General features: G+C 47.9%; 18 protein-coding genes. 8 read left to right on the top strand and 10 right to left on the bottom strand.

All coding sequences use genetic code 11. From position 1 onward, the window contains the following. Position 1: 1 nt before the first annotated feature. The gene (locus L6472_RS10395; RefSeq protein WP_237804830.1) at positions 2-760 is read left to right on the top strand and encodes a 1-acyl-sn-glycerol-3-phosphate acyltransferase; all 759 of its coding nucleotides are present in this window, start codon (positions 2-4) and stop codon (positions 758-760) included. 364 nt (positions 761-1,124) lie between these two features. Here L6472_RS10395 and L6472_RS10390 read toward each other — a convergent pair whose 3' ends face one another. Then, on the bottom strand, positions 1,125-1,880 hold the full coding sequence (locus tag L6472_RS10390; RefSeq protein WP_237804828.1) for a polyprenol monophosphomannose synthase: 756 nt from the start codon (positions 1,878-1,880) through the stop codon (positions 1,125-1,127). A 99-nt stretch (positions 1,881-1,979) separates the two neighbouring features. Between L6472_RS10390 and mfd the strand changes: the two genes are divergently transcribed. The 3 genes from mfd (at position 1,980) to L6472_RS10375 (ending at position 7,007) form a co-directional block, all read left to right on the top strand. Continuing rightward, a complete protein-coding gene (gene mfd, locus L6472_RS10385) occupies positions 1,980-5,519 on the top strand; it encodes a transcription-repair coupling factor (protein ID WP_237804826.1) in 3,540 nt (1,179 codons plus the stop codon). Positions 5,520-5,734: 215 nt separating this feature from the next. Further along, positions 5,735-6,163 carry an Hsp20/alpha crystallin family protein gene (locus L6472_RS10380; protein WP_237804824.1) on the top strand — a complete coding sequence of 143 codons (429 nt, stop codon included), beginning with the start codon at positions 5,735-5,737 and terminating at the stop codon, positions 6,161-6,163. 139 nt (positions 6,164-6,302) lie between these two features. Beyond that, positions 6,303-7,007, top strand: coding sequence for a hypothetical protein (locus tag L6472_RS10375; protein WP_237804822.1), 705 nt, complete (start codon positions 6,303-6,305; stop codon positions 7,005-7,007). Between the two features lie 8 nt (positions 7,008-7,015). On the opposite strand, the gene L6472_RS10370 is transcribed toward L6472_RS10375, so the two are convergent. Continuing rightward, complete coding sequence (locus L6472_RS10370; RefSeq protein ID WP_237804820.1) at positions 7,016-8,380, bottom strand: TrpB-like pyridoxal phosphate-dependent enzyme; 1,365 nt, start codon at positions 8,378-8,380, stop codon at positions 7,016-7,018. Positions 8,381-8,512: 132 nt separating this feature from the next. On the opposite strand from L6472_RS10370, the gene L6472_RS10365 reads away from it, so the two are divergent. Continuing rightward, positions 8,513-9,946 (top strand): sodium:solute symporter, encoded by a 1,434-nt coding sequence (locus L6472_RS10365; protein ID WP_237804818.1) that lies wholly within the window; start codon positions 8,513-8,515, stop codon positions 9,944-9,946. On the opposite strand, the gene L6472_RS10360 is transcribed toward L6472_RS10365, so the two are convergent. The 8 genes from L6472_RS10360 to L6472_RS10325 all read right to left on the bottom strand — a co-directional run bounded on the left by L6472_RS10360 (position 9,906) and on the right by L6472_RS10325 (position 19,975). After that, a complete protein-coding gene (locus tag L6472_RS10360) occupies positions 9,906-11,594 on the bottom strand; it encodes a response regulator (protein ID WP_237804816.1) in 1,689 nt (562 codons plus the stop codon). The two genes, L6472_RS10365 and L6472_RS10360, sit on opposite strands and share 41 nt — an antisense overlap. An 846-nt stretch (positions 11,595-12,440) precedes the next feature. Beyond that, entirely contained in the window at positions 12,441-13,373 is a 933-nt protein-coding gene (trxB, locus tag L6472_RS10355; RefSeq protein WP_237804814.1) for a thioredoxin-disulfide reductase, read from the bottom strand. A gap of 42 nt (positions 13,374-13,415) precedes the next feature. Continuing rightward, positions 13,416-13,967, bottom strand: coding sequence for a glutathione peroxidase (locus tag L6472_RS10350; RefSeq protein WP_237804812.1), 552 nt, complete (start codon positions 13,965-13,967; stop codon positions 13,416-13,418). Between the two features lie 180 nt (positions 13,968-14,147). Next, positions 14,148-15,164 (bottom strand): DNA/RNA non-specific endonuclease, encoded by a 1,017-nt coding sequence (locus tag L6472_RS10345; protein WP_237804809.1) that lies wholly within the window; start codon positions 15,162-15,164, stop codon positions 14,148-14,150. 73 nt (positions 15,165-15,237) lie between these two features. Beyond that, positions 15,238-15,492: a type B 50S ribosomal protein L31 gene (locus L6472_RS10340; RefSeq protein ID WP_027451013.1), complete on the bottom strand. Its 255-nt coding sequence runs from the start codon at positions 15,490-15,492 to the stop codon at positions 15,238-15,240. Positions 15,493-15,577: 85 nt separating this feature from the next. Beyond that, positions 15,578-16,513 (bottom strand): hypothetical protein, encoded by a 936-nt coding sequence (locus L6472_RS10335; protein ID WP_237804807.1) that lies wholly within the window; start codon positions 16,511-16,513, stop codon positions 15,578-15,580. A 35-nt stretch (positions 16,514-16,548) separates the two neighbouring features. Next, on the bottom strand, positions 16,549-17,415 hold the full coding sequence (locus L6472_RS10330; protein ID WP_237804805.1) for a DUF5689 domain-containing protein: 867 nt from the start codon (positions 17,413-17,415) through the stop codon (positions 16,549-16,551). 16 nt (positions 17,416-17,431) lie between these two features. Continuing rightward, positions 17,432-19,975: a TonB-dependent receptor gene (locus L6472_RS10325; protein ID WP_237804803.1), complete on the bottom strand. Its 2,544-nt coding sequence runs from the start codon at positions 19,973-19,975 to the stop codon at positions 17,432-17,434. A 154-nt stretch (positions 19,976-20,129) separates the two neighbouring features. On the opposite strand from L6472_RS10325, the gene L6472_RS10320 reads away from it, so the two are divergent. Genes L6472_RS10320 through L6472_RS10310 form a run of 3 tightly spaced genes read left to right on the top strand, consistent with a single transcriptional unit; the run spans position 20,130 to position 22,320 of the window. Then, complete coding sequence (locus tag L6472_RS10320; protein WP_237804802.1) at positions 20,130-21,179, top strand: endonuclease/exonuclease/phosphatase family protein; 1,050 nt, start codon at positions 20,130-20,132, stop codon at positions 21,177-21,179. A 23-nt stretch (positions 21,180-21,202) separates the two neighbouring features. Then, entirely contained in the window at positions 21,203-21,817 is a 615-nt protein-coding gene (gene udk / locus L6472_RS10315; RefSeq protein ID WP_237804800.1) for a uridine kinase, read from the top strand. Further along, positions 21,814-22,320, top strand: coding sequence for a histidine phosphatase family protein (locus L6472_RS10310; protein ID WP_237804798.1), 507 nt, complete (start codon positions 21,814-21,816; stop codon positions 22,318-22,320). The genes udk and L6472_RS10310 overlap by 4 nt, the downstream gene beginning before the upstream one ends. Positions 22,321-22,611 lie beyond the last annotated feature (291 nt).

Raw genomic sequence — 22,611 nt, 5'->3', positions numbered from 1 at the left:
TATGAAATACTTATATCGCATCTATCAACTGTTTGTCGCACTGCCCATCATACTGATGGCTACTGTGTTGGTGGTCATTTCTATATCTGTTGGCTGTGCCGTCGGCAGTGGTCATTTCTGGGGATATTACCCTGCCCATATATGGGCTCGTGTCATTCTTTGGGCTTTGTTGATTCCGGTCAAGGTTGAGGGACGTGCACATCTGGAGAAAGACCAGTCGTATGTGTTTGTGGCTAATCATCAAGGTGCTTTCGACATTTTCCTGATTTATGGTTTTCTGAATCGTAATTTTAAATGGATGATGAAGTATCAGCTTCGCAATATTCCTTTTGTAGGCTATGCCTGCGAGAGGTCTCACCAGATATTTGTTGATAAGCGTGGGCCAAAGAAAATCAAAGCTACGTATGATAAGGCGCGTGCTACACTTCAAGGTGGCACCAGTCTGACGGTGTTCCCCGAAGGGTCGCGTACGTTCACCGGACACATGGGCGTGTTTAAGCGTGGCGCTTTTGCTCTGGCCGACGAGCTACAGTTGCCCGTGGTGCCACTCACTATCAATGGCTCTTTTAATGTGATGCCTCGCATGCGCGACATGAAGTTTGTGCTTTGGCACCCCTTGACACTTACTATTCATCAGCCTATTTATCCCGTGGGGCAGGGTCCCGACAATGTCGAGGCAACAAAGAACCAGGCTTACGACAGCGTGATGTCTGCTTTGGTGCCAGAATATCAGGGCTACGTGGAAAACCCCGATCAATAGACATACTAACAAGGTTTTAAAGACATAATAACTGCGGGAAAGACATAATAACTGCGGGAAAGACATAATAACAAACGAACATACTTTTTTTACGAACAGACATCTGTTAAAGACAGAATAACTGGGTGTAAAGACATAATAACAAACGAACATACTTTTTTTTTACGAACAGACATTTTTAAAGCTATAATAGCTCGGCTATGCCGCTTTCATTAAGCGAAGCGACTAAAAGAACAAACGAACAAACAATTATTTCCCTTGATGCGATAATTGGGATTAAAAAAGTATGTTCGTTTGTTATTATGTCTTTAAAACTAGGTTATTATGTCTTTGTAACCTTGTTGTTATGTCTTTAATTAATCTGTTATTTTGTCTCAGGCAATGAGGGGTATTTTCGTCTCCAACCATCCAGACGCAGACGCATCACGCCGAAGAAGGCTTCGCCAAAGATGCCCCCCGACATCTTGCTGGTTCCCTCTTTGCGATTGACAAAGATAACGGGAACCTCTTTTATCTTGAAACCAATCTTATAGGCTGTGAACTTCATCTCAATCTGGAAACCATAGCCTTTGAAGCGAATCTTGTCGAGTTCAATGGTTTCTAACACCCGACGCCTATAGCACTTGAATCCTGCGGTAGTGTCGTGGATGGGGAACCCTGTCATCAGCTTCACATACTTAGAAGCAAAGTAGCTCATCAGCACACGGCTCATGGGCCAATTGACCACATTAACTCCGCTGACGTAGCGAGAGCCGATGGCCACATCGTAGCCTTCATCGTGACAAGCACTGTAAAGACGGGGAAGGTCGTTAGGATCGTGGCTGAAGTCAGCATCCATTTCGAACACATAGTCGTAATCGTGTTGCAGTGCCCACTTGAATCCCGCAATATAGGCAGTGCCAAGTCCCAATTTGCCTTTGCGCTCAACCAAGAACAAACGGTCGCTGTACTCCTGGTCCATGAGTCCCTTGACAATCTGTGCTGTGCCATCAGGCGAGCCGTCGTCAATAATCAAGATGTGGAAACACTTCTCCAATGCAAACACGGCACGGATAATCTTTTCGATGTTCTCCTTCTCGTTGTATGTGGGGATGATGACAATACAGTCGCTTTTGTTCATAGTTTTATATGGTTTGATAATGCAAAGGTACTAATTATTTGTGAATACGTCATCATGTATTATGATTTTTTTTTGTTACCTTTGCACCAGGTATTTATAATGAACATTCAGGAATTACAGACATTGTATGCCATGAAGCCGCAGGTGGCGGCATTGGCAAAGCTGATGGAGAAATCTTCAGAGAAGACGATTTCTCTTGATGGGTTGTTGGCTTCAGCAGCACCTATGTTGTTCAGTGCGTTGGCACTGAAGACCTCGCAGAGACTTGTTTTTATCCTCAACGATGCCGATGAGGCAGGCTATTTCTACCATGACCTATGCCAGGTGATGGGCGAGGGGAGTGTGCTCTTCTTTCCATCGAGCTATCGGCGTGCCATCAAATATGGACAGAAAGACCCCGCCAGCGAGATACTCCGTACGGAGGTGTTGACAAGATTGACGGAGTGCGAAGAACCAAGAATGGAGAATCGACAGACTTCACCTGCTTCACAAGTCTCGCAAGCCTCCACGGTCCCCTCCAGTTTGTATGTGGTCACCTATCCAGAGGCATTGGCCGAGATGGTGGTGACGCGTAAACAGTTGGATGCCCGCCGCCTGACGCTGCAACAAGGACAGACCATTGGCGTGGATGATGTCTGCGTGACGCTTCGTGACTTCGGCTTTCGCGAAGTCGATTACGTCTATGAACCAGGGCAGTTCGCCTTGCGCGGGTCTATTCTCGATGTCTATTCGTACAGTCATGAGTTTCCCTTCCGTCTCGACTTCTTTGGCGATGAGATAGACTCCATCCGCACGTTTCAGGTAGAAGATCAGTTGTCGAAAGAGCGCTGTGAGCTTGTGGATGTGGTGCCTGAGCTGACGGCAGTCGAGGAAAAAGAGTCAATTCTGAAGTTCCTACCAAAGAGCACGCTGCTGGCTATGAAAGATTTCCAGTTTGTGCGCGAGACGATTGAACGGGCCTACCAAGAGGGATTCTCAGCACAGGCCCTGCAGGAACGTTTGGAGGGAGCTACAGAATTAGAACAGCGGCAGATAGAAAAGGAGATGCAACGCGACAGCCAGATAATCACTGGCAGCCAGTTTGCGCGTGATGCCGAACCGTTTCGCAAGCTGTTGCTGGCTCGAGCCCATGCCAGCGAGGGCGCATGCGTCTCTTTCAACATCAAGCCACAACCTCTGTTCCATAAGAACTTCGAATTGTTGTCGCAGACATTAGAGGATTTCCTGTTGCAGGGTTTCAAACTCTATATCTTGGCAGACAGCGAGAAACAACAGGAGCGACTGAAGGATATCTTTGCCGAAATGAAGCAGGGTATCACTTTTGTGCCCGTGGACAAGACCCTTCACGAAGGATTCATTGATGTGGATGCACGCCTGTGTTTGTTCACCGATCATCAGATATTCGACCGCTTCCATAAGTACAACCTGAAGAGTGACAAGGCGCGTGGTGGTAAGGTGGCACTGACACTGAAGGAGATTCAGCAGTTCGAGGTGGGTGACTACGTGGTGCATGTGGACCACGGCATCGGTAAGTTTGGCGGACTGGTCAGGATGCCTCTGCAGGATGGCGGTTTCCAAGAGATGATTAAGATTGTGTATCAGCGTGGTGATGCTATCTATGTGAGCATCCATTCGCTGTACAAAGTGTCGAAATACAAGTCGCAGGACGACGGACAGCAGCCACGCATGTCAACACTGGGCACCGGACAGTGGGAGCGACTGAAAGAGCGCACCAAGAAACACATCAAGGATATTGCCCGTGATCTCATCAAACTCTACGCCGCTCGTAAACGCCAGAAGGGCTTTGCCTTCAGCCACGACACCTACTTGCAACACGAGTTGGAGGCCTCGTTCCTCTACGAAGATACACCCGACCAGTTGAAAGCAACACAAGAGGTGAAGGCAGATATGGAGTTGCCGAAACCAATGGACCGACTGGTGTGTGGCGATGTGGGCTTTGGCAAGACCGAGGTGGCTGTGCGTGCTGCCTTTAAGGCTGCCGTCGATGGCAAGCAGGTGGCGGTGATGGTGCCCACCACGGTGCTGGCCTATCAGCACTATCGCACGTTCCTTGGCCGTCTGAAGGATATGCCAGTGCGTGTGGACTATCTGACACGTGCTCGTTCGGCAAAACATACGGCTGCGCTACTGAAAGACCTGGCCGATGGCAAGGTGGACATCTTGATCGGTACGCAGAAGCTGATCAGCAAGAGTGTGAAGTTCAAAGACCTCGGACTGTTGATTATAGACGAGGAACAGAAGTTTGGTGTCTCTACAAAAGAGAAGTTGCGCCAGATGAAAACCAACGTGGATACGCTCACGATGAGTGCCACCCCCATACCGCGCACCCTGCAGTTCTCGCTGGTGGGAGCACGCGACCTGAGCGTCATACAGACACCACCGCCCAACCGCTACCCTATTCAGACCGAAATACACACCTTCTCGGCAGAGATTATCACGGATGCTATCAACTTTGAGATGAGTCGCAACGGACAGGTTTATATCGTGAACAACCGCATCAGCGACCTGACGCACATTGCCGAGATGATTCATAAGTACGTTCCCGACTGTCGTATAGCCATCGGGCACGGACAGATGAAGCCCGACGAACTGGAGAAGATTATCCTTGATTTCTCTAACTACGACTACGATGTGTTGCTCTCAACGACTATCGTTGAGAATGGTATTGATATCCCCAATGCTAACACCATTATTATTAATAGTGCACAGTATTTCGGACTCTCAGACCTCCACCAGATGCGTGGACGTGTGGGACGAGGCAACCGCAAGGGCTTTTGCTATCTGTTGGCACCGCCATTGGCAGCACTCCCAACCGATAGTCGCCGACGCTTGGAGGCTCTTGAAAACTTCTCGGACCTGGGCAGTGGCATCAATATCGCCATGCAAGACCTCGACATTCGTGGTGCGGGAAATCTGCTGGGCGCCGAACAGAGTGGCTTTATCTCTGACTTAGGCTATGAGACCTATCAGAAAATTCTGAATGAGGCCATGGCGGAACTGAGAAATGAAGAGCCCGAGGTGAACGAGAACGAAGGACGAACTGCAGAACGAGGTGACAGTAGTCGAGGCGAAAAGACCCAGAGCATTGGCGCGAAAGAGACATCGGATGGCTCTTCGCAGTTCTCGGCACTCGATGCTCAGGCAGACTTTGTGGCCGATTGCAACCTCGAGTCGGACTTGGAGATGTACTTCCCCGACCAGTATGTGCCCAGCGATTCTGAGCGCATGTTGCTCTATCGCGAACTGGACAACACGCGCAATGACCAGGAGGTGGAGGCCTATCGTCTGCGTCTTGTCGATCGTTTCGGCCCGTTACCGCCACAGGCTGAAGAGCTGTTGCAGGTGGTAGGCTTGCGCCGTAGCGGTAAGCGTCTGGGATGCGAGAAGATCATGCTGAAGCAAGGGCGAATGTTTCTCTACTTCGTCAGCAACGTGCGAAGCCCGTTCTATCAGAGTGCGGCTTTCAGTCATATACTTGATTATATAGGTCGAAATGTGCGTCGTTGCAATCTTCGCGAACAAAATGGCAAACGCTCTATGGTCGTGACCGATGTGCCTACTGTGGGCGAGGCTGTGAAGGTGCTGAACGACATCATTGGTAAAGCGACTCTATCGTGATGCGTTAGTGCCGCTTTACCGTAACCTTGGTTTTACTTCTCAAAATGAGATGAAAAGAATTGTTGGCTGACAATTTGTCTCTTATATATGACAGATTGTCTGATATTTCTGCGTTGGCATTTATCTTGCATTTAGTTAAGTGAGCATCGATAACACATCGGGAGCTCAAACAAGAAGTTAAACCAAAATTAAAACATAATTAGGAGGACAAGATTATGACACCAATGATGAGACGTAACGCAGCTTGGCTGCCCAGTGTATTCAACGATTTCTTTGACACAGATTTTATGCCACGCGCCAATTGTACGGCTCCGGCTATCAATGTAAAGGAGAGCGATAAGGCTTACACTGTAGAACTGGCTGCTCCAGGCATGAAGAGAGAGGACTTCAACGTGCATATTAATGATGAGGGCAATCTGATTATCAAGATGGAGAAGAAACAGGAACAGAAGGAGGAGGACAAGAGCACTCGCTATCTGCGACGCGAATTCTCGTATTCTAAGTTCGAGCAGACACTGCTGTTGCCCGATGATGTGGAGCGTGAACAGATTCGAGCTCATGTGGAAAACGGCGTGCTGACCGTAGAATTGCCTAAGCACGAGGAGGAGAAAGTCAAGGTGAGCCGCCAGATAGAGATTGGATAAAAACAGCATATAAAGATTGACTTATGGAGGAAATGGTACTCTGCAGTGGAGTGCTGTTTCCTCTTTTTTTTTCCCGTTTGTTGGTTAAATGTGTATTTTTTCGTACCTTTGTATGCGATAATGAATAATGTATATATAAATGATTGAAACTTCTTTGCGTAGTTGGTCGGTGGCACTCGTGTGTGCCCTAAGCATGTATGTTCATGCACAAGACGAGATAAACACCATTGCCAAGGCCGACATTCTGAGTCAGTATATGTGGCGTGGACAGGAAATGGGTGCCACCAGTTTTCAGCCCGCACTGGGCATTGAGTGGAGAGAATTCAGCTTGGTGGGGGGCGCTAATGTCGGTATCTCGGATAAGAACGACCCTAAAGAACTGGATATAACGGCACAATATACCATGGGGAACTTCAGATTCGGATTGGTCGATTATTGGAGCGACTCGCCCAACAAACGCTATCTCTATTATGATGCACATAGCACCAGCCATGTCTTCGAGGCTTTTGTGGGCTATGACTTCGGAGTGCTGAATGCTTCGTGGCAAACTAACTTTGCCGGACAAGACTATCAGGTGGCAGATGGCAAACGGGCTTATTCTTCGTATGTCGAACTGACTGCGCCCTTTCGGTTGGCTTCCTGCAAGTGGGAGGCTCAGCTGGCCTTTGTTCCTTGGAAATCAGACTATTACAATACAACGGGATTTGCCGTGACGAATGTCAACCTAAAGGCTGTAAAAGAAATAAGACTGACAGAACATTTTGCCCTGCCAGTCTTTGCACAAGTGGTGGCCAATCCTTGTTCGCAGAAGACTTACATCGTCTTCGGACTGACCATCGAATAATTCTTTCGTTAGATAATCTGCTCAAGTTCAGACACGTTCTTCTCGATAATCTCATCGCTGACGCTGTAGTTCTGCAAATCGCCATTGATGAACGACTCGTAAGAAGGCATGTCGATAAGACCATGACCAGAGAGGTTGAAGAGGATAACTTTCTCCTCGCCAGTCTCAATACATTTCTTGGCTTCGCGAATCGTGGCGGCAATGGCGTGGCAACTCTCGGGCGCTGGGATGATACCCTCGGTGCGGGCGAAGAGCATGCCAGACTCGAATGACTCGAGCTGGGGGATGTCAACGCCATACATCAGGCCGTCTTTGATCAGCTGGCTGACAATCATGCCTGCACCATGGTAGCGGAGTCCGCCAGCATGGATGTTGGAAGGCTTGAACTGATGACCCAGTGTGAACATGGGGAGCAAGGGGGTGTAGCCTGCTTCATCGCCAAAGTCGTACTGGAACTTGCCGCGTGTCAGCTTAGGACAACTCTCGGGTTCGGCAGCAATAAACTTGGTGTGCTTGCCATCCTTCAGGTTGTGACGCATAAAGGGGAAAGCTATACCGCCAAAGTTACTTCCTCCACCGAAACAAGCAATCACCATATCGGGATATTCGCCTGCCATCTCCATCTGCTTTTCTGCCTCCAGGCCAATGATGCTCTGATGGAGGGCTACGTGGTTCAGCACAGAACCTAACGTATATTTACAGTTGGGGGTGGTGGTGGCCAACTCAACGGCTTCGCTGATAGCTGTTCCAAGCGAACCGGGATGGGTGGGATCTTTGGTGATAATGTCTTTGCCTGCACGCGTTGACATAGAGGGCGAACCAGTAACGGCAGCACCAAAGGTGCGCATGATGCTCGAGCGGTAGGGCTTCTGCTGCATGGTAATCTTGACCTGATAGACAGCAGCTTCGAGACCATATATCTTGGCGGCATACGATAGAGCAGCACCCCACTGACCTGCACCCGTCTCTGTGGTGACGTTGGTCGTGCCTTCCTGCTTGGCATAGTAGCACTGAGGGATGGCAGAGTTAATCTTATGCGAACCCAATGGGTTGGTTGATTCGTTCTTGAAATAGATGTGGGCGGGTGTGCCGAGTGCCTCTTCAAGGGCGTAGGCACGTACCAATGGTGTCGAACGGTAGTACTTGTATTTTTCTAATACTTCTTCCGGGATGTCTATCCATGCGTGTTCGGTGTCTAATTCCTGCACGCAGCATTCGCGTGGGAAGATATGTGCAAGGTCGTCAACACCAAGAGGCTGGTGGGTTTGGGGATGAATAGGAGGCAAAGGCTTGTTGGGCATGTCTGCCTGAATATTATACCACTGTGTGGGAATCTCACTCTCGGGGAGAATAAACTTCTTTTGTCTGCTCATACGTTTCTATTATTGGTTTAGTATTTGCGATGCAAAGATAATATAATTAATTAAGAATGAAGAATGAAGGGGTGAGAATTTTGTTACACTAAGCGAGCTGACTTCGGAAAAATGTGTAACTTTGCAAGCTGTATGTGGATTATTATAACTATTTTGGCTTATTTCTTCGTGCTGTTGGGCATCAGTCGCCTTGTAGCACGGCGTGCTGACAATCGGGCTTTCTTCCGTGCCGGGCGCCGCTCACCATGGTATATGGTTGCCTTTGGCATGGTGGGCGCTTCTATATCGGGGGTTACGTTTGTCAGTGTGCCTGGTATGGTACTTTCTTCGCAGATGACCTATCTGCAGGTCTGCTTGGGCTTTATTGTGGGCTATCTGGTCATCGCTTTTTTATTGTTGCCTGTGTATTATAAGTTGAACCTCACCTCTATCTATACTTATCTGGGACAGCGCTTGGGCATGTCGTCGTATAAGACGGGTGCTTGGTTCTTCCTTGTATCGAAGATGGTGGGCGCCGCCGTGAAGTTTTATGTGGTTTGCCTCATTCTGCAGCAGTTTGTGTTTGAGGCAGTCGGTGTGCCATTTGTGGTCAACGTTCTTTCAATGGTATTGCTGATATGGTTTTATACGCGAAAGGGTGGGGTGCGCACGCTGGTCTTCACCGATACGTTTCAGACGGTATGCCTCTTCTCGGCGCTACTCCTTATTATATATATGGTGGCTCAGGCTCTCCATTATTCGTTGGCTGATGCCGTAAGGGCTGTTGCTTGTGATGCTCATAGCCGCATCTTCGAGTTCAGTGACTGGCGCTCTCCTTTCTATTTCTGGAAGGAGTTTCTGAGTGGTGCTTTTATTGTGATCGTGATGACTGGACTCGATCAGGATATGATGCAGAAGAACCTGACGTGTCGTACGTTGCGTGAAGCACAGAAAGATATGTGCAGCTATGGTGTTGCTTTTGTACCTGCCAATTTGCTGTTTCTGTCGTTAGGCGTCCTGTTGGTGCAGCTTTTTGAACAACAAGGGGTCGATATCCCTGTTCAAGGAGATCAGCTGTTGCCAATGTTTGTCAAGGGCGAGCTGATGCCGTTGTCTTCTCAGTTGCTCCCCCTGCTTTTTGTTCTTGGCATTGTGGCGGCTTCGTTTTCAAGTGCCGACTCGGCACTGACGTCGCTGACCACCAGTTATTGTGTTGATATTCGACAAAAAGTCGATGATGAAAAACTGCGAAAGGGCGTCCATCTGGTCATTTGCTTGCTTTTTGTGGCATTCATACTGATGTTTCATGCCCTCAATAGTAAATCGCTGATAGATGCCATCTATACCATCGTTTCCTATACCTATGGTCCTTTATTGGGACTCTTTGCTTTTGGACTGTTTACGCAAAAGTATGTTCGCCAGCGTTTGGTGCCCGTGGTTTGTCTGGCATCGCCGGTCATCTGCTATTTCATCGCAGCCACAACAGTACAGCTATGGAACTATCACTTTGGCTATGAACTGCTGATGCTCAATGGGTTGCTGACGTTTATAGGTCTGTGGATGTGTCGTTGTTCAAAGACTCAATAAATTCACTTGGCTGTATGCCAAACTCTTTTTTAAAACAGGTAGCAAAGTATTTCGGGTCTTTGAATCCTACTCGATAGGCGAGGTCGCTGACACGCAGGTTGGATTGGGTTTCAGCCAGCCGTTTAGCTTCCTTCATACGTATGTCGCGGATGTAGGATGTGATGTTCATTCCCGTCAGTACGCGCAGCTTGTTGTAGAGCGTTGAGCTCGAGGCGCCCATTGCTTTGGCAAAGGCTTCTCGGTCAAAATCGCTATCGTCAAGATGGTCCAGTACGCATTTATGTGCGCGTTGCATAAACTCTTCATCGGCCGTCAGCACTTGTTCCTCAGTGGTTGTCTCTTTGCCGGCAGCTTCCAAAATACGCTTGCGGTTAGATATCAGGTTGTCTATGCGCAACTCCAGGTCGCCCAGTCGGAAAGGTTTGGCGATGTAGTCGTCTGCACCGATAGTCAAAGATGCCTTCCGGTCTTCTTCACTGGTTTTGGCTGTCAGTAAGATAATGGGCAGATGGTTCCATTCTGGCTTCGACTTTATCTCGCGTGTTAGTTCGTTGCCATCCATTTCGGGCATCATCACATCAGAGACAATGAGGTCTAATCGTTTGCTTTGTATGATCTTGAGTGCTTCTTTTCCGTTTGGTGCCGTATAGATATTGTAACGCTTGCTCAGCAGCGTGCTCATCAGCATCAGCAGTTCTTCGTTGTCTTCTACCAACAAAATCCTATAAGCATTTTCATTGATTGTTGGTATGGCGGTGGACAAAAGCTGCTTGTCGTCTTCGGGATAGAGTGCCTTCATGTCAATGATGTTTGATTCGATCTTGCTGAGATCGAAGGCGTTGTTCTCATCCACTTGTTCTGGTAGGAATGCTTCTTTGGTAATAGGTATGGTGACGGTAAATGTGGTGCCTTTATTTTCCTCGCTCTCGCAGTCGATAGTTCCTCCGTGTAGCATCACAAGATCGTGGGTCAGCGCAAGTCCAAGTCCGTTGCCCTTTACCTGCATGCGACGGTATTCGCCATCGTGAAAACGCTGATACAGGTTTTTCATCTTATGTGCAGAGATTCCAATGCCATCATCTTTTACTTGTATTATAATATGGTCATATAGCTTATTCGTCATGACTCGCAAGGAGATGTTGCCGTCTGCCTTGGTGTATTTGGCGGCATTAGACAGCAGGTTGTAGATGATTTTATCCAGCTTGTCTGTGTCTATCCATCCCATCATGGAGTTGGGCTTTGTCTCTATGCTGAAGGTTTGGCCATGTTTGTGCATCAGTGGCTCTATGCAGAGTGCTGTCTGCCTGATATACTGCATGACGTCTCCTTGTGATACAAGAAGTTTAAGTTCGCCAGAATGCGATTTGCTGGTTTCTAGTATTTGTTGGAGCAGGCGCACCATGCGTTCTATGTTCAGCTGCATGAGTGCGTAGTCTGATGCGTGGTCGGGTTCTTGCTCGCGTAGATGCTCTACCGAAGCAGAGATCACAGTGAGTGGTGTCAGCAGTTCATGACTGATATTTGTGAACACATCTTCCATTTGTTTGCGATTCCTGCGGCCTACAGTTTGTTTGTAGGTCATTCGCCCATGGATGATTAAAATGGCAATGATAGCTATGCCGAGTGCTATTTGATACGCGATATTCATTCCTTTAAGGTTTAGATTTCCAAATGCGAAGGTAGGTATTTTTATCGAAAGTAGCAACAAAAACGCCCAAAAAGTGTAGGAAAAGGTTTAAAATATGTGATTTTTGGTAGAAATAACGTTAATTCACGATTATTAAACCTTAAATAACAAAAGTTAGACGTCTTTTTCAAAAGCATTTCTTATCTTTGCAACATCTAAAGAGATTTTTAATGGTTAAGGTTTATGGTTGATTAATTTAGTTAATCGAAAGAGCTACGCTGTGAAGCGTGTCTCTTTTTTTTTATTCCTGCTTCACAACCGCTAAAGCCGTAGAGTCTTCTTCTCTTTGCGCTATCGCTGCATTTATACATATTTATATATGTGCAATCCCATTACGTTTTTTTTTAATTTAACTTGGATGACATTCATCCCTATGGGTATCCATAGCGTAGGCGTTGAAACACTTTTCTTGTCCGCTCTCTCCAGGTGGGTTACCAGGTGGCGTCACATTTCTACCATAAGTGTTTTTGTGTACAATCAGTTTTCCTTTTTTTAAGCGATTTTTTAACTTGTTAAGTGTTTTAAGGGATATTTTGGCGTCTGAAGAGGTTTAAAATCCGTGATTTGTAGTTTAAATAATAATAATTCTCATTTTTTAAACCTTAAATAACAAAAAATGAACCTCATCATTAAATGTATTGTTTATCTTTGCAACATCTAAAGAGATTTTTAATGGTTAAGGTTTATGGTTGATTAATTTAGTTAATTGAAAAAGCCTCGCTGTGAAGCGAGGCTTTTTTGCGTTTTTATTCTTTTTTGTCGTTTTGTCGATATCTCGATATAACGATGTTTCGATTTCGGTTCATCTTAATTCTGCGCCAGTAGATAGCGCTCTGCCTCAATTGCAGCCTGACAACCTGTTCCTGCGGCACTGATGGCCTGACGATAGGTAGGATCAGCACAGTCGCCTGCCACGAAGACACCGGGAACCTTGGTCTTCGGTGTTCCATCAATCTTCTTGAGGTAGCCAACCTCGTCAGTGTCCAGCCAGTCCTTAAAGATGGCTGTGTTGGGCTTGTGGCCGATGGCCAAGAAGAATCCATCAATCTGGATGTCAATCTTCTCTTCGTCAGCTTCTCCCATGCGTTTCACCAGATGGGCTCCTTCTACGGCTCCATCTCCAAATAGTCCTATGGTATTGTGCTCAAACAATATTTCGATGTTCTCGCGGTCCATCACGCGCTGTTGCATGACCTTTGATGCGCGCAGATAGTTCTTGCGTACAATCAGATAGACTTTCTTGCAAAGGCCACTCAAGTAGAGGGCATCTTCGCAGGCAGTGTCTCCACCGCCTACCACTGCAACCGTCTTCTTGCGGTAGAAGAAACCATCGCATGTTGCGCAGGCACTAACACCCATGCCGTTGTATTTCGTTTCGTCGGGCAGTCCCAGATACTTTGCTGAAGCACCTGTAGCCACAATCACGGTGTCGGCTTCTATCTCCTCGCCAGCATCGTCCCATGCTTTGTATGGTGCTTTCGAAAAATCAACTTTTACGATCTCGCCATCTCGGATGTCTGTTCCGAAACGTTCTGCCTGTTGACGCAAGTCCATCATCATCTGGTTGCCGTCAACACCTTGTGGATAGCCAGGGAAGTTTTCTACTTCAGTTGTTTGAGTTAACTGTCCGCCGGGCTGTAGTCCGCAGTATTCAATAGGCGACAGGTTGGCTCTTGATGCGTAAATAGCGGCCGTATAACCTGCCGGTCCACTACCAATAATTAAGCATTTTGTCTTCATGACTGTGAACTGTTTTGTTATGTAAAACGGTGAGCTTAGGACTTATTTCAGCAGCTCTACGATTTGCTTTTCAATGACATCCATCTTCTCTGTGGGCTCAAAACGGGCTACCACCTGTCCTTTCTTGTTGATTAAGAACTTTGTGAAGTTCCATTTAATATCGGGTTTCTCCTTGTAGTTTGCGTCTGTCTTTGTCAACATGTCGTCCAGGATGTGGGCAATGGGGTGTTCCATATTCCAGCCGGCAAAGCCTTTCTGCTCTTTCAGGAAGTTGAACAGGGGCTCTGCATCGTCACCATTCACCTTTACTTTCTTGAAACGTGGAAATTCTGTGCCAAAGTTTGCTTTGCAAAATTCGTGAATAGATTCGTCGGTACCGGGTGCTTGCTGGCCAAACTGGTTGCATGGAAAGTCCAATACATTGAATCCCTGACTGTGGTATTTCTCGTAGAGTTTCTCAAGTTCTTCATACTGTGGGGTAAATCCGCACTTCGTTGCTGTATTCACGATAAGTAATACTTCGTTGGCATACTCTTTCAGTGATACATCTTTTCCTTTCCTGTCCTTGACAGAGAAATCGTAAATAGTTCTCATTGTTGTGTTATGTAAAAAATCTATGTTATTCAGAACTCTTTTTTGCAAGGTTCGTTAAGTCGAGCTTAAAAACAAAAGAATGACTGTTCCTTTTTAGTCTGAGACAAAGTTACCTCGCAACATTTTGTCGCAAAGTTACGCAAAAAGTTCTGTTTTGCCAAACAATTTACGTAATTTTAATCAATAGTCATCATTCGTTTTCTTCTGGATTGTCAGGTTGGATGATACCATGGGACCCCAAACTTTTTTAAGAAAGTCAACGGGCTTGCCTTCAACGACTTCCTCTATATCGTCTGGCAGATTGCAGAAGAAGTCCAGTCCTGTCAGTCTCTCCAGTTCGTTGATGTTGACAACATACGGGCTGAGGTCGTATTTCGTGCCATCCGACGTTCTTGCATAGTTGTCCGTTTTTCGTTGCTCAATGAAGAATCCCAGCGCACCAACATTGCTCCAGTCCTTGGATCGTTTCAGCAAGGCTGCCATGAAAAAGTATTTTGGCACAATGAGCCCATTGCTGCGGTGCATCAATATCTGACTCTCATTGTCGATGGTGCCACCTTTACATAAAAATAAGGTGTCCGAGCTACTCTTCGTTATCTTGTCGCGCATGAAGTCTTCCATGTGTGCCCATACGCCGGCGTTAAACGCATTGTATTGTGGCTGCATGTTGGTCAGGAAGAAAGTCTGGAAGTTTGCTTCGGCTGAGTTCAGACGGTCTGCCGATGGACAGATGTGTCCATGGTCAAAGCCGCTTCCCTTGAACGGGTCTTCGCCATCGAAATAGGGCGTCTCTGAACTGAGTTCTGGGTCGAATGGATATTGTGGATTGCCATAATATCTCGATGTGTTCGAACCACGATTGCCTGCATATATCTGATAGCAAGACCAGCGCTGCGACTGCTTCTCGATGTCCCATTCCACCGAGTAGTTGATCTCTCCATTGCTGGTGTAGTGCACAATGACAATGCTGTTGTTGTCGTTCTTGATTTTAGGAAACTCGTTTCTCGAAACTTCTCGATAGGTGCTAATGTCATTGCTGTTTGCGCTCTTATAGCTGTTTGTCTCGTTATCGTTGTCACAGGCGCTCAGCAATGATGCGCAGAGAGTCAGAGTGAATAGGGTGGTCTTACCCAATAAGTGCTGTTGATAAACCATCTTGTTTTTGTGTGTGTTGCTTGTGGTTGTTGTTCTTTTCATAAGAAAAAGGTGCAGTCATGGGCATATGCAACTACCCAGAATGCACCTTTTATTCCTACAAGTGTAAGTTATCTTATTTCTTCGCAGCCTTACCGTAGCGGCTCATGAACTTATCAACACGACCAGCCGTGTCAACGAGCTTGCTCTTACCAGTATAGAAAGGGTGAGAGCTACTTGAAATTTCGACTTTTACCACTGGGTAAGTTTCGCCTTCGAACTCCACTGTCTCATTGCTCTTTGCAGTAGATTTCGTAAGGAACATATCGCCGTTGGACATGTCCTTGAACACGACGGGGCGATAGTTTTCTGGATGAATACCTTGTTTCATTTCTTTATAAATTGTTGTTTATGAATAATTTCGGGCTGCAAAGGTACGAACTTTTTTCCATTCTCGCAAACTTTTAAGCCTTTTTTTACTTTCCGGCACTTGTCTCACCGTTTAGCGAGTAGAGGTAAGCTTGACCAGAAACAGTCTCGGGCGTGTTGCCTCTATAGTTCACCACCTTACCATAGACAATTACTTCGTCGCCCACTTTCAGTATAGGACCAGCACCCTCTGCCCATTTGGTGTTGTTGAAGTAGTTGGCGCGGTAAACCTCAAAGGTGTTGGCATCTTCGCCATCGTCCGAGATATAGAAGGTGGCATTACCAAAACCGCTATTGTAGTTCTGCTCCACATTCTTGCTCACGTCAATCTTGGACACGATGCCCTTGATGTAAACATTCTCGGTTGAGTTCACGTCTTTGCCCAGTTTCTTGGTAAACTTCAGTGCACCTGAAACGTTGAATGGATTCTCAAGACTACCATCGCCTACTGCAGAAGCCAGTGGCTTAGGTGCTCCACCGCGATTCTCGCCGTTCAGCTCGTAGATGAAGCCCAGGTTCTGAGCTGTCTCTATCGTTCCGTTATAGTTAGTCACGATGGCGCAGATGGTCACCTCGTCACCCACTTCCAGCGGTTGGTCTGTGGCAGTCCATTTCTTGTTGCCCAGATAGTAAGCGCGGTAAACATAGAACTGGTTGGTTTTCGTACCGTCAACAGAGATATAGAATGTGCCAGTGCCATATTGTGCCGAGAATTGGTCAGTGATCGAAACCACCTTACCTTTGATGTAGCAGTAGTCATCGGTATTGTCGCCAGCCTCCAGATTGCTGGCCACGTTCAGCATGCCAATGACGTTATAGGGATTTTCCAAGGTTCCGCTGCCGGTGCCACCCTTGATGTGTGTACCCAGTGGATTCGCATCTGTTCCTGGGATGCCGTAGGGCGCTTCGACATCGTTATCGCAGGCTGTCAGTGCCACTGCAGCCAGTGCGAAGAATGTCAGATTTCTAAATAGCCTTTTCATATTGTTGCTTTTTTAAAAGGTTCTTGTTTTTAGTATTATTCCTCGGGGAAGTTGATGTCACTCTCCTTTCGGATCATAATCTGCCAGATGTCTGTAGAGCCGCTGACGAATCGCGTTGCCATACCTACGATGGTGCCTTTGGTCTTTGGCAATTTCCAGGCAGCAAACTTAGCATAGGTGCTGGTGCGTACCACGATTTGGTTGGCGGTGTAGCCCTTCAGTTCGCGCGACACACATCCACCTTTAATCTCCACGGTGTGGTCCTTCGTCGAGTCGGGTGCAAAGGTGCCCAGACCTTCCACGTCCTTGAACTCTATGCCGTCAATCTGTACCAGCTGACCGCAGTTCTTGTTTTTGTCGAGTTTCATGAAGTCAGCTACCGATGCAAACTTCAGGGTGTCAATCTTTGTCACGTCGGGAGTGCCCACATACTTGAAGTGCTGCTGGAACACCTCTTTGTTCATGCGTCCCACACCGCTGCCATACTTCGACCCGATCTGTGGCTCTTTGCGATAGCCGCCAATCCAGAGGTTTTTCAGGTCAACAATGATCTCCTGTCCTTCGGGAAGGAATGCGTGCATACCACTCTGGTTTACGGAAATGATGATGCTGCCAGTCTCGTCCTGAAGGAAGAACTGCTTGTAGATATTGCTGCCAATATCGTTACCGCTGACGCGGCCTTTGATCTTGATGTCTTCCTCAATCTTTACGGCCTTGTCTGTAGAAGCAAACACGTTGGGATATTTGTCTTTCAGCTGTGCAATGGTGATGATGTTCTCATCCGTGATGTTATTGTTGCCATTCAAGTCACCATAGGCTAACGTCGGCTCATCCCAGTCTCCCTGACAGCCTACTGCCAACAGGGACACAAGTGTCATTGCAAGATATTTGATTGTTTTCATAATGCGTCCGTTTTGTTTAGAAGTAATAGTTAAGCATCAGCATGCCGTTGATGCCGTTAGCATAGAACTTGTAAGGACTGTTCTTGAAGGGGTCCTTCTTGGGGTTCACGGGCTCGCCGTCTTCATACTTCACTCGGCTCTGCTCGCGTCCGCCAGTGACAATCTTTCGGTTGTTCAGCAGGTTGGTCACCATCAGGTTCACACCCAGTCGGTGTCCGTTCTTCAGGTAGAACTGACGGCCGATAGAGGCATCAACCATGATGCCACCCTTACCCTTGTCCTGTGCGGGAATGTCGTTATATTCGGTCTCACCAGTCAGCATGTTGATGCTGTTAGACTGGTTGCTGGCATAGCGTGTCACGGGAGAGTAGTACAAGTAGATGCGGTCGTAATAGTTGCCAATCAGGTCCACATACCAGCCGTTGGCATGATAGCTCAGATCCAGGCTGGCTGCGGTGAGTGGTGTGTTACCCTCGCGCATACCTTTATTAAGTACGATGTCACTGCGTGTCAGACCATCCTCAGACAACATGTAGTTCACGTTGGCATTGTTCATATACATGGCCTCGCTGATCGTTCCCAGTGCCTTGATGTTCAACCAGTCGGTCACCTTGATGTTGGCACCCAGTTCCAGTCCGTAGTAGCACTTGGCAATGCCCGTCAGTGATACGTATGAGAACGAGTGGTCACTGTCTGAGTAGTACATGCTCTGTTCGGTCACGTCGCTCAGATCGCTATAGTAGGCATTGATGTTCAGTCCCAACCATGAAGTCTTCAGCTGGTAGCCCAGCTCTGCAGTCAGGATTTTCTCGTCTTTCAAGTCGGCCACATACTCGTTGCTCACCTGAGCAGCCTGGAAGGCGGTCTTGGCATCAGGCGCTTTTGAGTCGTAGCTCAAGCCCATCAGCATGGCGTGACCCTTGCCCAAGTCCAGATGTGCACCAGCCTTAAAGCCAGCGTCGAAGAAGCTCTTGGTGCTGCTCTTGCCATATGAGTTGGTGGGAGCCAGACCGTTGCGCATCTTACCATCGCGCTGCATGTTGGTTCCGGCAATACGTCCGTTCAGGAAAAGGTGAGCGTTCTCCATATCTTTCGAGATGCCAGCCCATACCTGAGCACGGTTTACCAGCAGGTTATAGTCGTAACCAAAGCGGTCGCCTTTGCCAATCAGCTTGTTGGGGTTGTTCAGGTCGTACTGTGCCTGCTGACTGTCCCTACCGTAGCTTTTAATCACGTAAGTGTTGATGTTGCGGAAAGTCGTAGCCCCCAGCAGGTCGTCCATGGTCTGGTAGTGCATACCCTTGTTGGCCGACAGCAGCAATCCACCGTGCAGCACGGTGCTGGGGTTCAGCACCTTCTCCAGATAAGACGACAAGTTCATCGTCAGTTGGTCGTCATGGAAGCGCTTCAGATAGTACATAGCGTCACCGCCCTGCAGTGCTACGGTGCGGTTGGCAAAATACATCTGGTCCCAGTGCACCTGGCGGTTAGCCTTGCTGGCCGACAGATAGTCGTAGCTGGCCTGCCAGTTGGCAAGCGCTGCAGCGTCGCGATCCTCTGTTGACTCCTGGTCCCACACCTTGAAGTGATAGCTGGGCAGCACCGAGTAGTAGTCGGGCTGTGGGTTGGTGGTGTTGTTATAGTCCAGACGGCTATTGCTGAACATCGTATATTTGCCCAGCAGCGTTGTGGTCAACTTGGTGTCATCGTCAACCTTCCAGTCCCATATCAGCATGGCTGCAGGCTGGAAGTCCTTAATGACGCGTGAGTTACGCTTCTTGCCGTTCTGATAGCCCCATATAGAGTTGTACTGATAGTCGTTGGCAATCCAATACATCTCATCCACAGAGGCTGCCTGCGTGCCGCGCTCGGTGGGGTTACCCCATGTCACCAGCGATAGTGAGTGCTGGTCGTTGATCATCTTCTCTGCCCCCAGGAAGTAAGAGAGCGAGTTGTAGAATGTACCATCTACAAAGCCCGTACCGTTACCCCAGCGGTAGGTCAGACTACCGGTGAAGGCCCATCCGTTGTCCATCATGCCTGTGTTGTAGGTGTACATGGCTCGCACGTTGTAGTTGCGGTTGGCACCGGCCAGCGAGAAGCGCTGTCCTGTAGCGAAGCTGCTTGGACGGAAGTTGTAGTTGGCCGAACCACCCATGCCCGACATAGAGAACTGGTTGTCCTCGAAGGGCAGGGTGGTCTCTTGCGAGCGTGTCTGGTTGTTCAAACCACCCACAAATGAGTAGCGGAAAGAGCCACTCTCTATATCGTTCACTGGATTGCCATTGATATAGACGTCGTTATACTTCGAGTTATAACCACGGAATTTGAAACGGGCAGGGCTGAAGCGGTAGCCCACTTCGCTGGCATACACATTACGGCTGGATGAGAAGATGATGACGTTCTTAGGAATGTTTTCGTCTTCGTCCAGCTGACTTTCGGTGAAGGTGAACGCATGCTCATTCTGGAGGTCGGTGGTCAGAGGGTCTGACTCTGACTGAGCCATCACAGCTGGAGCGATGCAAAGCATCAGCACCATTGTTTTCAGCTTTCTGTTCATAAATAAATGTTTTTTATAGAGATTTAATTAGTCTTATTTGGTGCAAAGATATATAAAAATGGTTTAAGCGCAAAACTTTTCTAAAAAAAAATAATGATTCTGTTGCCGTACCAGAATTTTTATATATCTTTGCAGAAACATTACTGGCTAAATTATGAAAAAGACATTAATCCTTTTGGCATTGTTACTCCTTGTCGGTGTGAACAGTGCAACAGCACAAGAGCGTAAGTTTAATCTCTACGGTGTTGGCTTCTATAACCTTGAGAACCTTTTCGATACGTGCCATGATGAAGGAAAGAACGACTACGAGTATCTGCCCGATGGCAAGAACAGGTGGAATGGCCTGAAGTATTCTCATAAGTTAAAGAACATGGCACGCGTGCTCTCAGAATTGGGCACCGATAAGTTGCCTGGCATCGGCTGTGCTGTGATTGGTGTCTCTGAGGTGGAGAATGCCCGTGCGCTGACCGACCTTTGTAACCAGGAGCCTTTGAAGGCTCGCAACTTCCAGTTTGTGCATGTAGAAGGTCCCGATAAGCGTGGTGTCGATTGTGCCTTGCTCTATAATCCCAAGTTTTTCAAGGTGGATCATGTCAAGTTGGTGCCCTACGTCTATGTTCTTCCGGCTGATGCTGATCGTGCCACACGCGGTTTCCTGACCGTCAGCGGACAGATGGCTGGCGAGCACGTGGTGTTCATCGTCAATCACCTGCCTTCGCGCTTTGCCGGTTCTTTCTACCGCGAGGAGGGCGGTCGCCAAATTCGTTTGGTCAAGGATTCGTTGATGAAGGAAGACCCTAACGTTAAACTTTTCGTGATGGGCGATATGAACGACGATCCGCAAGACAAGTCAATGGCCGAGGCACTGGGCGCCAAACGTAAGATGAACAAGGTAGAGGAGGGTGGACTCTGGAATCCTTTCTGGGACACGCTCGCCAGCGGTCGCGGCACGTTGCAGTACGACGGACGCTGGAATCTTTTCGACCAGATCATCTTGTCGCGCTCATTGCTCGACGTGAAGGGCAAGAAGGACTACCAAACGCTGACCTACTGGAATCACCAGATCTTCATGCGCGACTATCTCTTTCAGAAAGAAGGCAAATATAAGGGCAACCCTCTGCGCACACATGCCGGTGGCTCGTGGCTCGATGGTTATAGTGATCACCTGCCAACGGTGGTTTATGTCATCAAGGAGGTCAAGTAGAATCAACTCTTTAACGCATCATTATGACTATCATCGGAATAGCAGGCGGAACAGGTTCTGGCAAGACGACCGTCGTGAAGAAAATTGCCAATGCACTCCCCGCTCGTTGTGTGGCAGTGGTACCACTCGATTCTTACTATAACGATACGACTGCGCTGACGCCCGAAGAGCGCAAGGCTATCAACTTCGACCATCCTGATGCCTTCGACTGGAAACTGCTCACCGAGCACATCAAAATGCTGAAGAATGGCGAGGCTATTGAGCAACCCACTTATTCCTACATAGAGAGTAACCGACTGAAGGAGACCATCCATGTGGAACCCAAGCCGGTCATCATCATCGAGGGCATCATGACGCTGCACTATAAGAGGTTGCGCGACATGATGGACCTGAAGATCTTTGTAGATACCGACAGCGACGTACGCCTCATACGCAACATCCGACGCGACGTGGTGGAACGTGGACGCACCGTCGAGATGGTGCTCGACCGCTATGAGAAGGTGCTGAAACCCATGCACGAACAGTTTATCGAACCCACCAAGCAGTTTGCAGACTTGATCGTGCCTTGGGGCGGAGAGAATAAGACGGGAATCCATATCCTGAAGACTTATATTCAAGGCATTGTCACTGGCGTATGACGGCTCTCCTTTTGGTGCGCCATGGCGAGACCATCGATAATGCACGACAGATCATGCAGGGACAGACGCCCGGGCAACTGAACGAGGTGGGCATTGCTCAGGCGCAGCAGTTGCGCGACGAGCTGGCCTCGCAATTGATAGATGTGTTCATGGCAAGCGACCTGTATCGTGCTGTCCAGACTGCCACTATTGTTGCCGAACCTCATCATCTCGAGGTGCTCACCACACCGCTCTTGCGCGAACGTGACTGGGGTGGCTTCACGGGGCGCTTTATTCCTGAACTGAAAAACGAGGTGTGGCCCGACGACATTGAGACGCTCGATCACATGATGGAGCGGGCGAAGGAGTTTCTCGACATGGTTAGGCGACAATACGCTGGTAAGACTGTCTTGGCTGTTGGCCATGGCATCATGAATAAAGCCATTCAGGCTGTTTACCACCACAAACCCATGAATGAGATTCCGAGGATGGCTAATGCTGAGGTCAGACGATTGGAATTGTAACCTTGTACTCATTGAACCAAAATCGAACCCCACCCCGGCCCTCCCAAGGGAGGGAGATATTCTCGATTGGATTCCTGTTTCTAGTTTCTTCATTGTATTATTCGGTTAATTGTTTGTTTTTAAAGGCCTACGGATTATACGGATTTTACAGATTGGGTTTTTAACGGAATAAAAATTTGTAAAATCCGTATAATCAGTAGGTAAAATAAAGTTTTCATTGGTTGGAACCGCCTACGGCGGGAAATTCTTCAAAATTGAAAACAAAATTTTTCATTTTTATTTTTTTTCTTG

It is taken from the genome of Prevotella sp. E13-17 (assembly GCF_022024035.1).
In the GTDB taxonomy this organism is placed as follows: Bacteria; Bacteroidota; Bacteroidia; order Bacteroidales; family Bacteroidaceae; genus Prevotella.
This window is presented reverse-complemented; position numbering and strand designations above follow the sequence as displayed.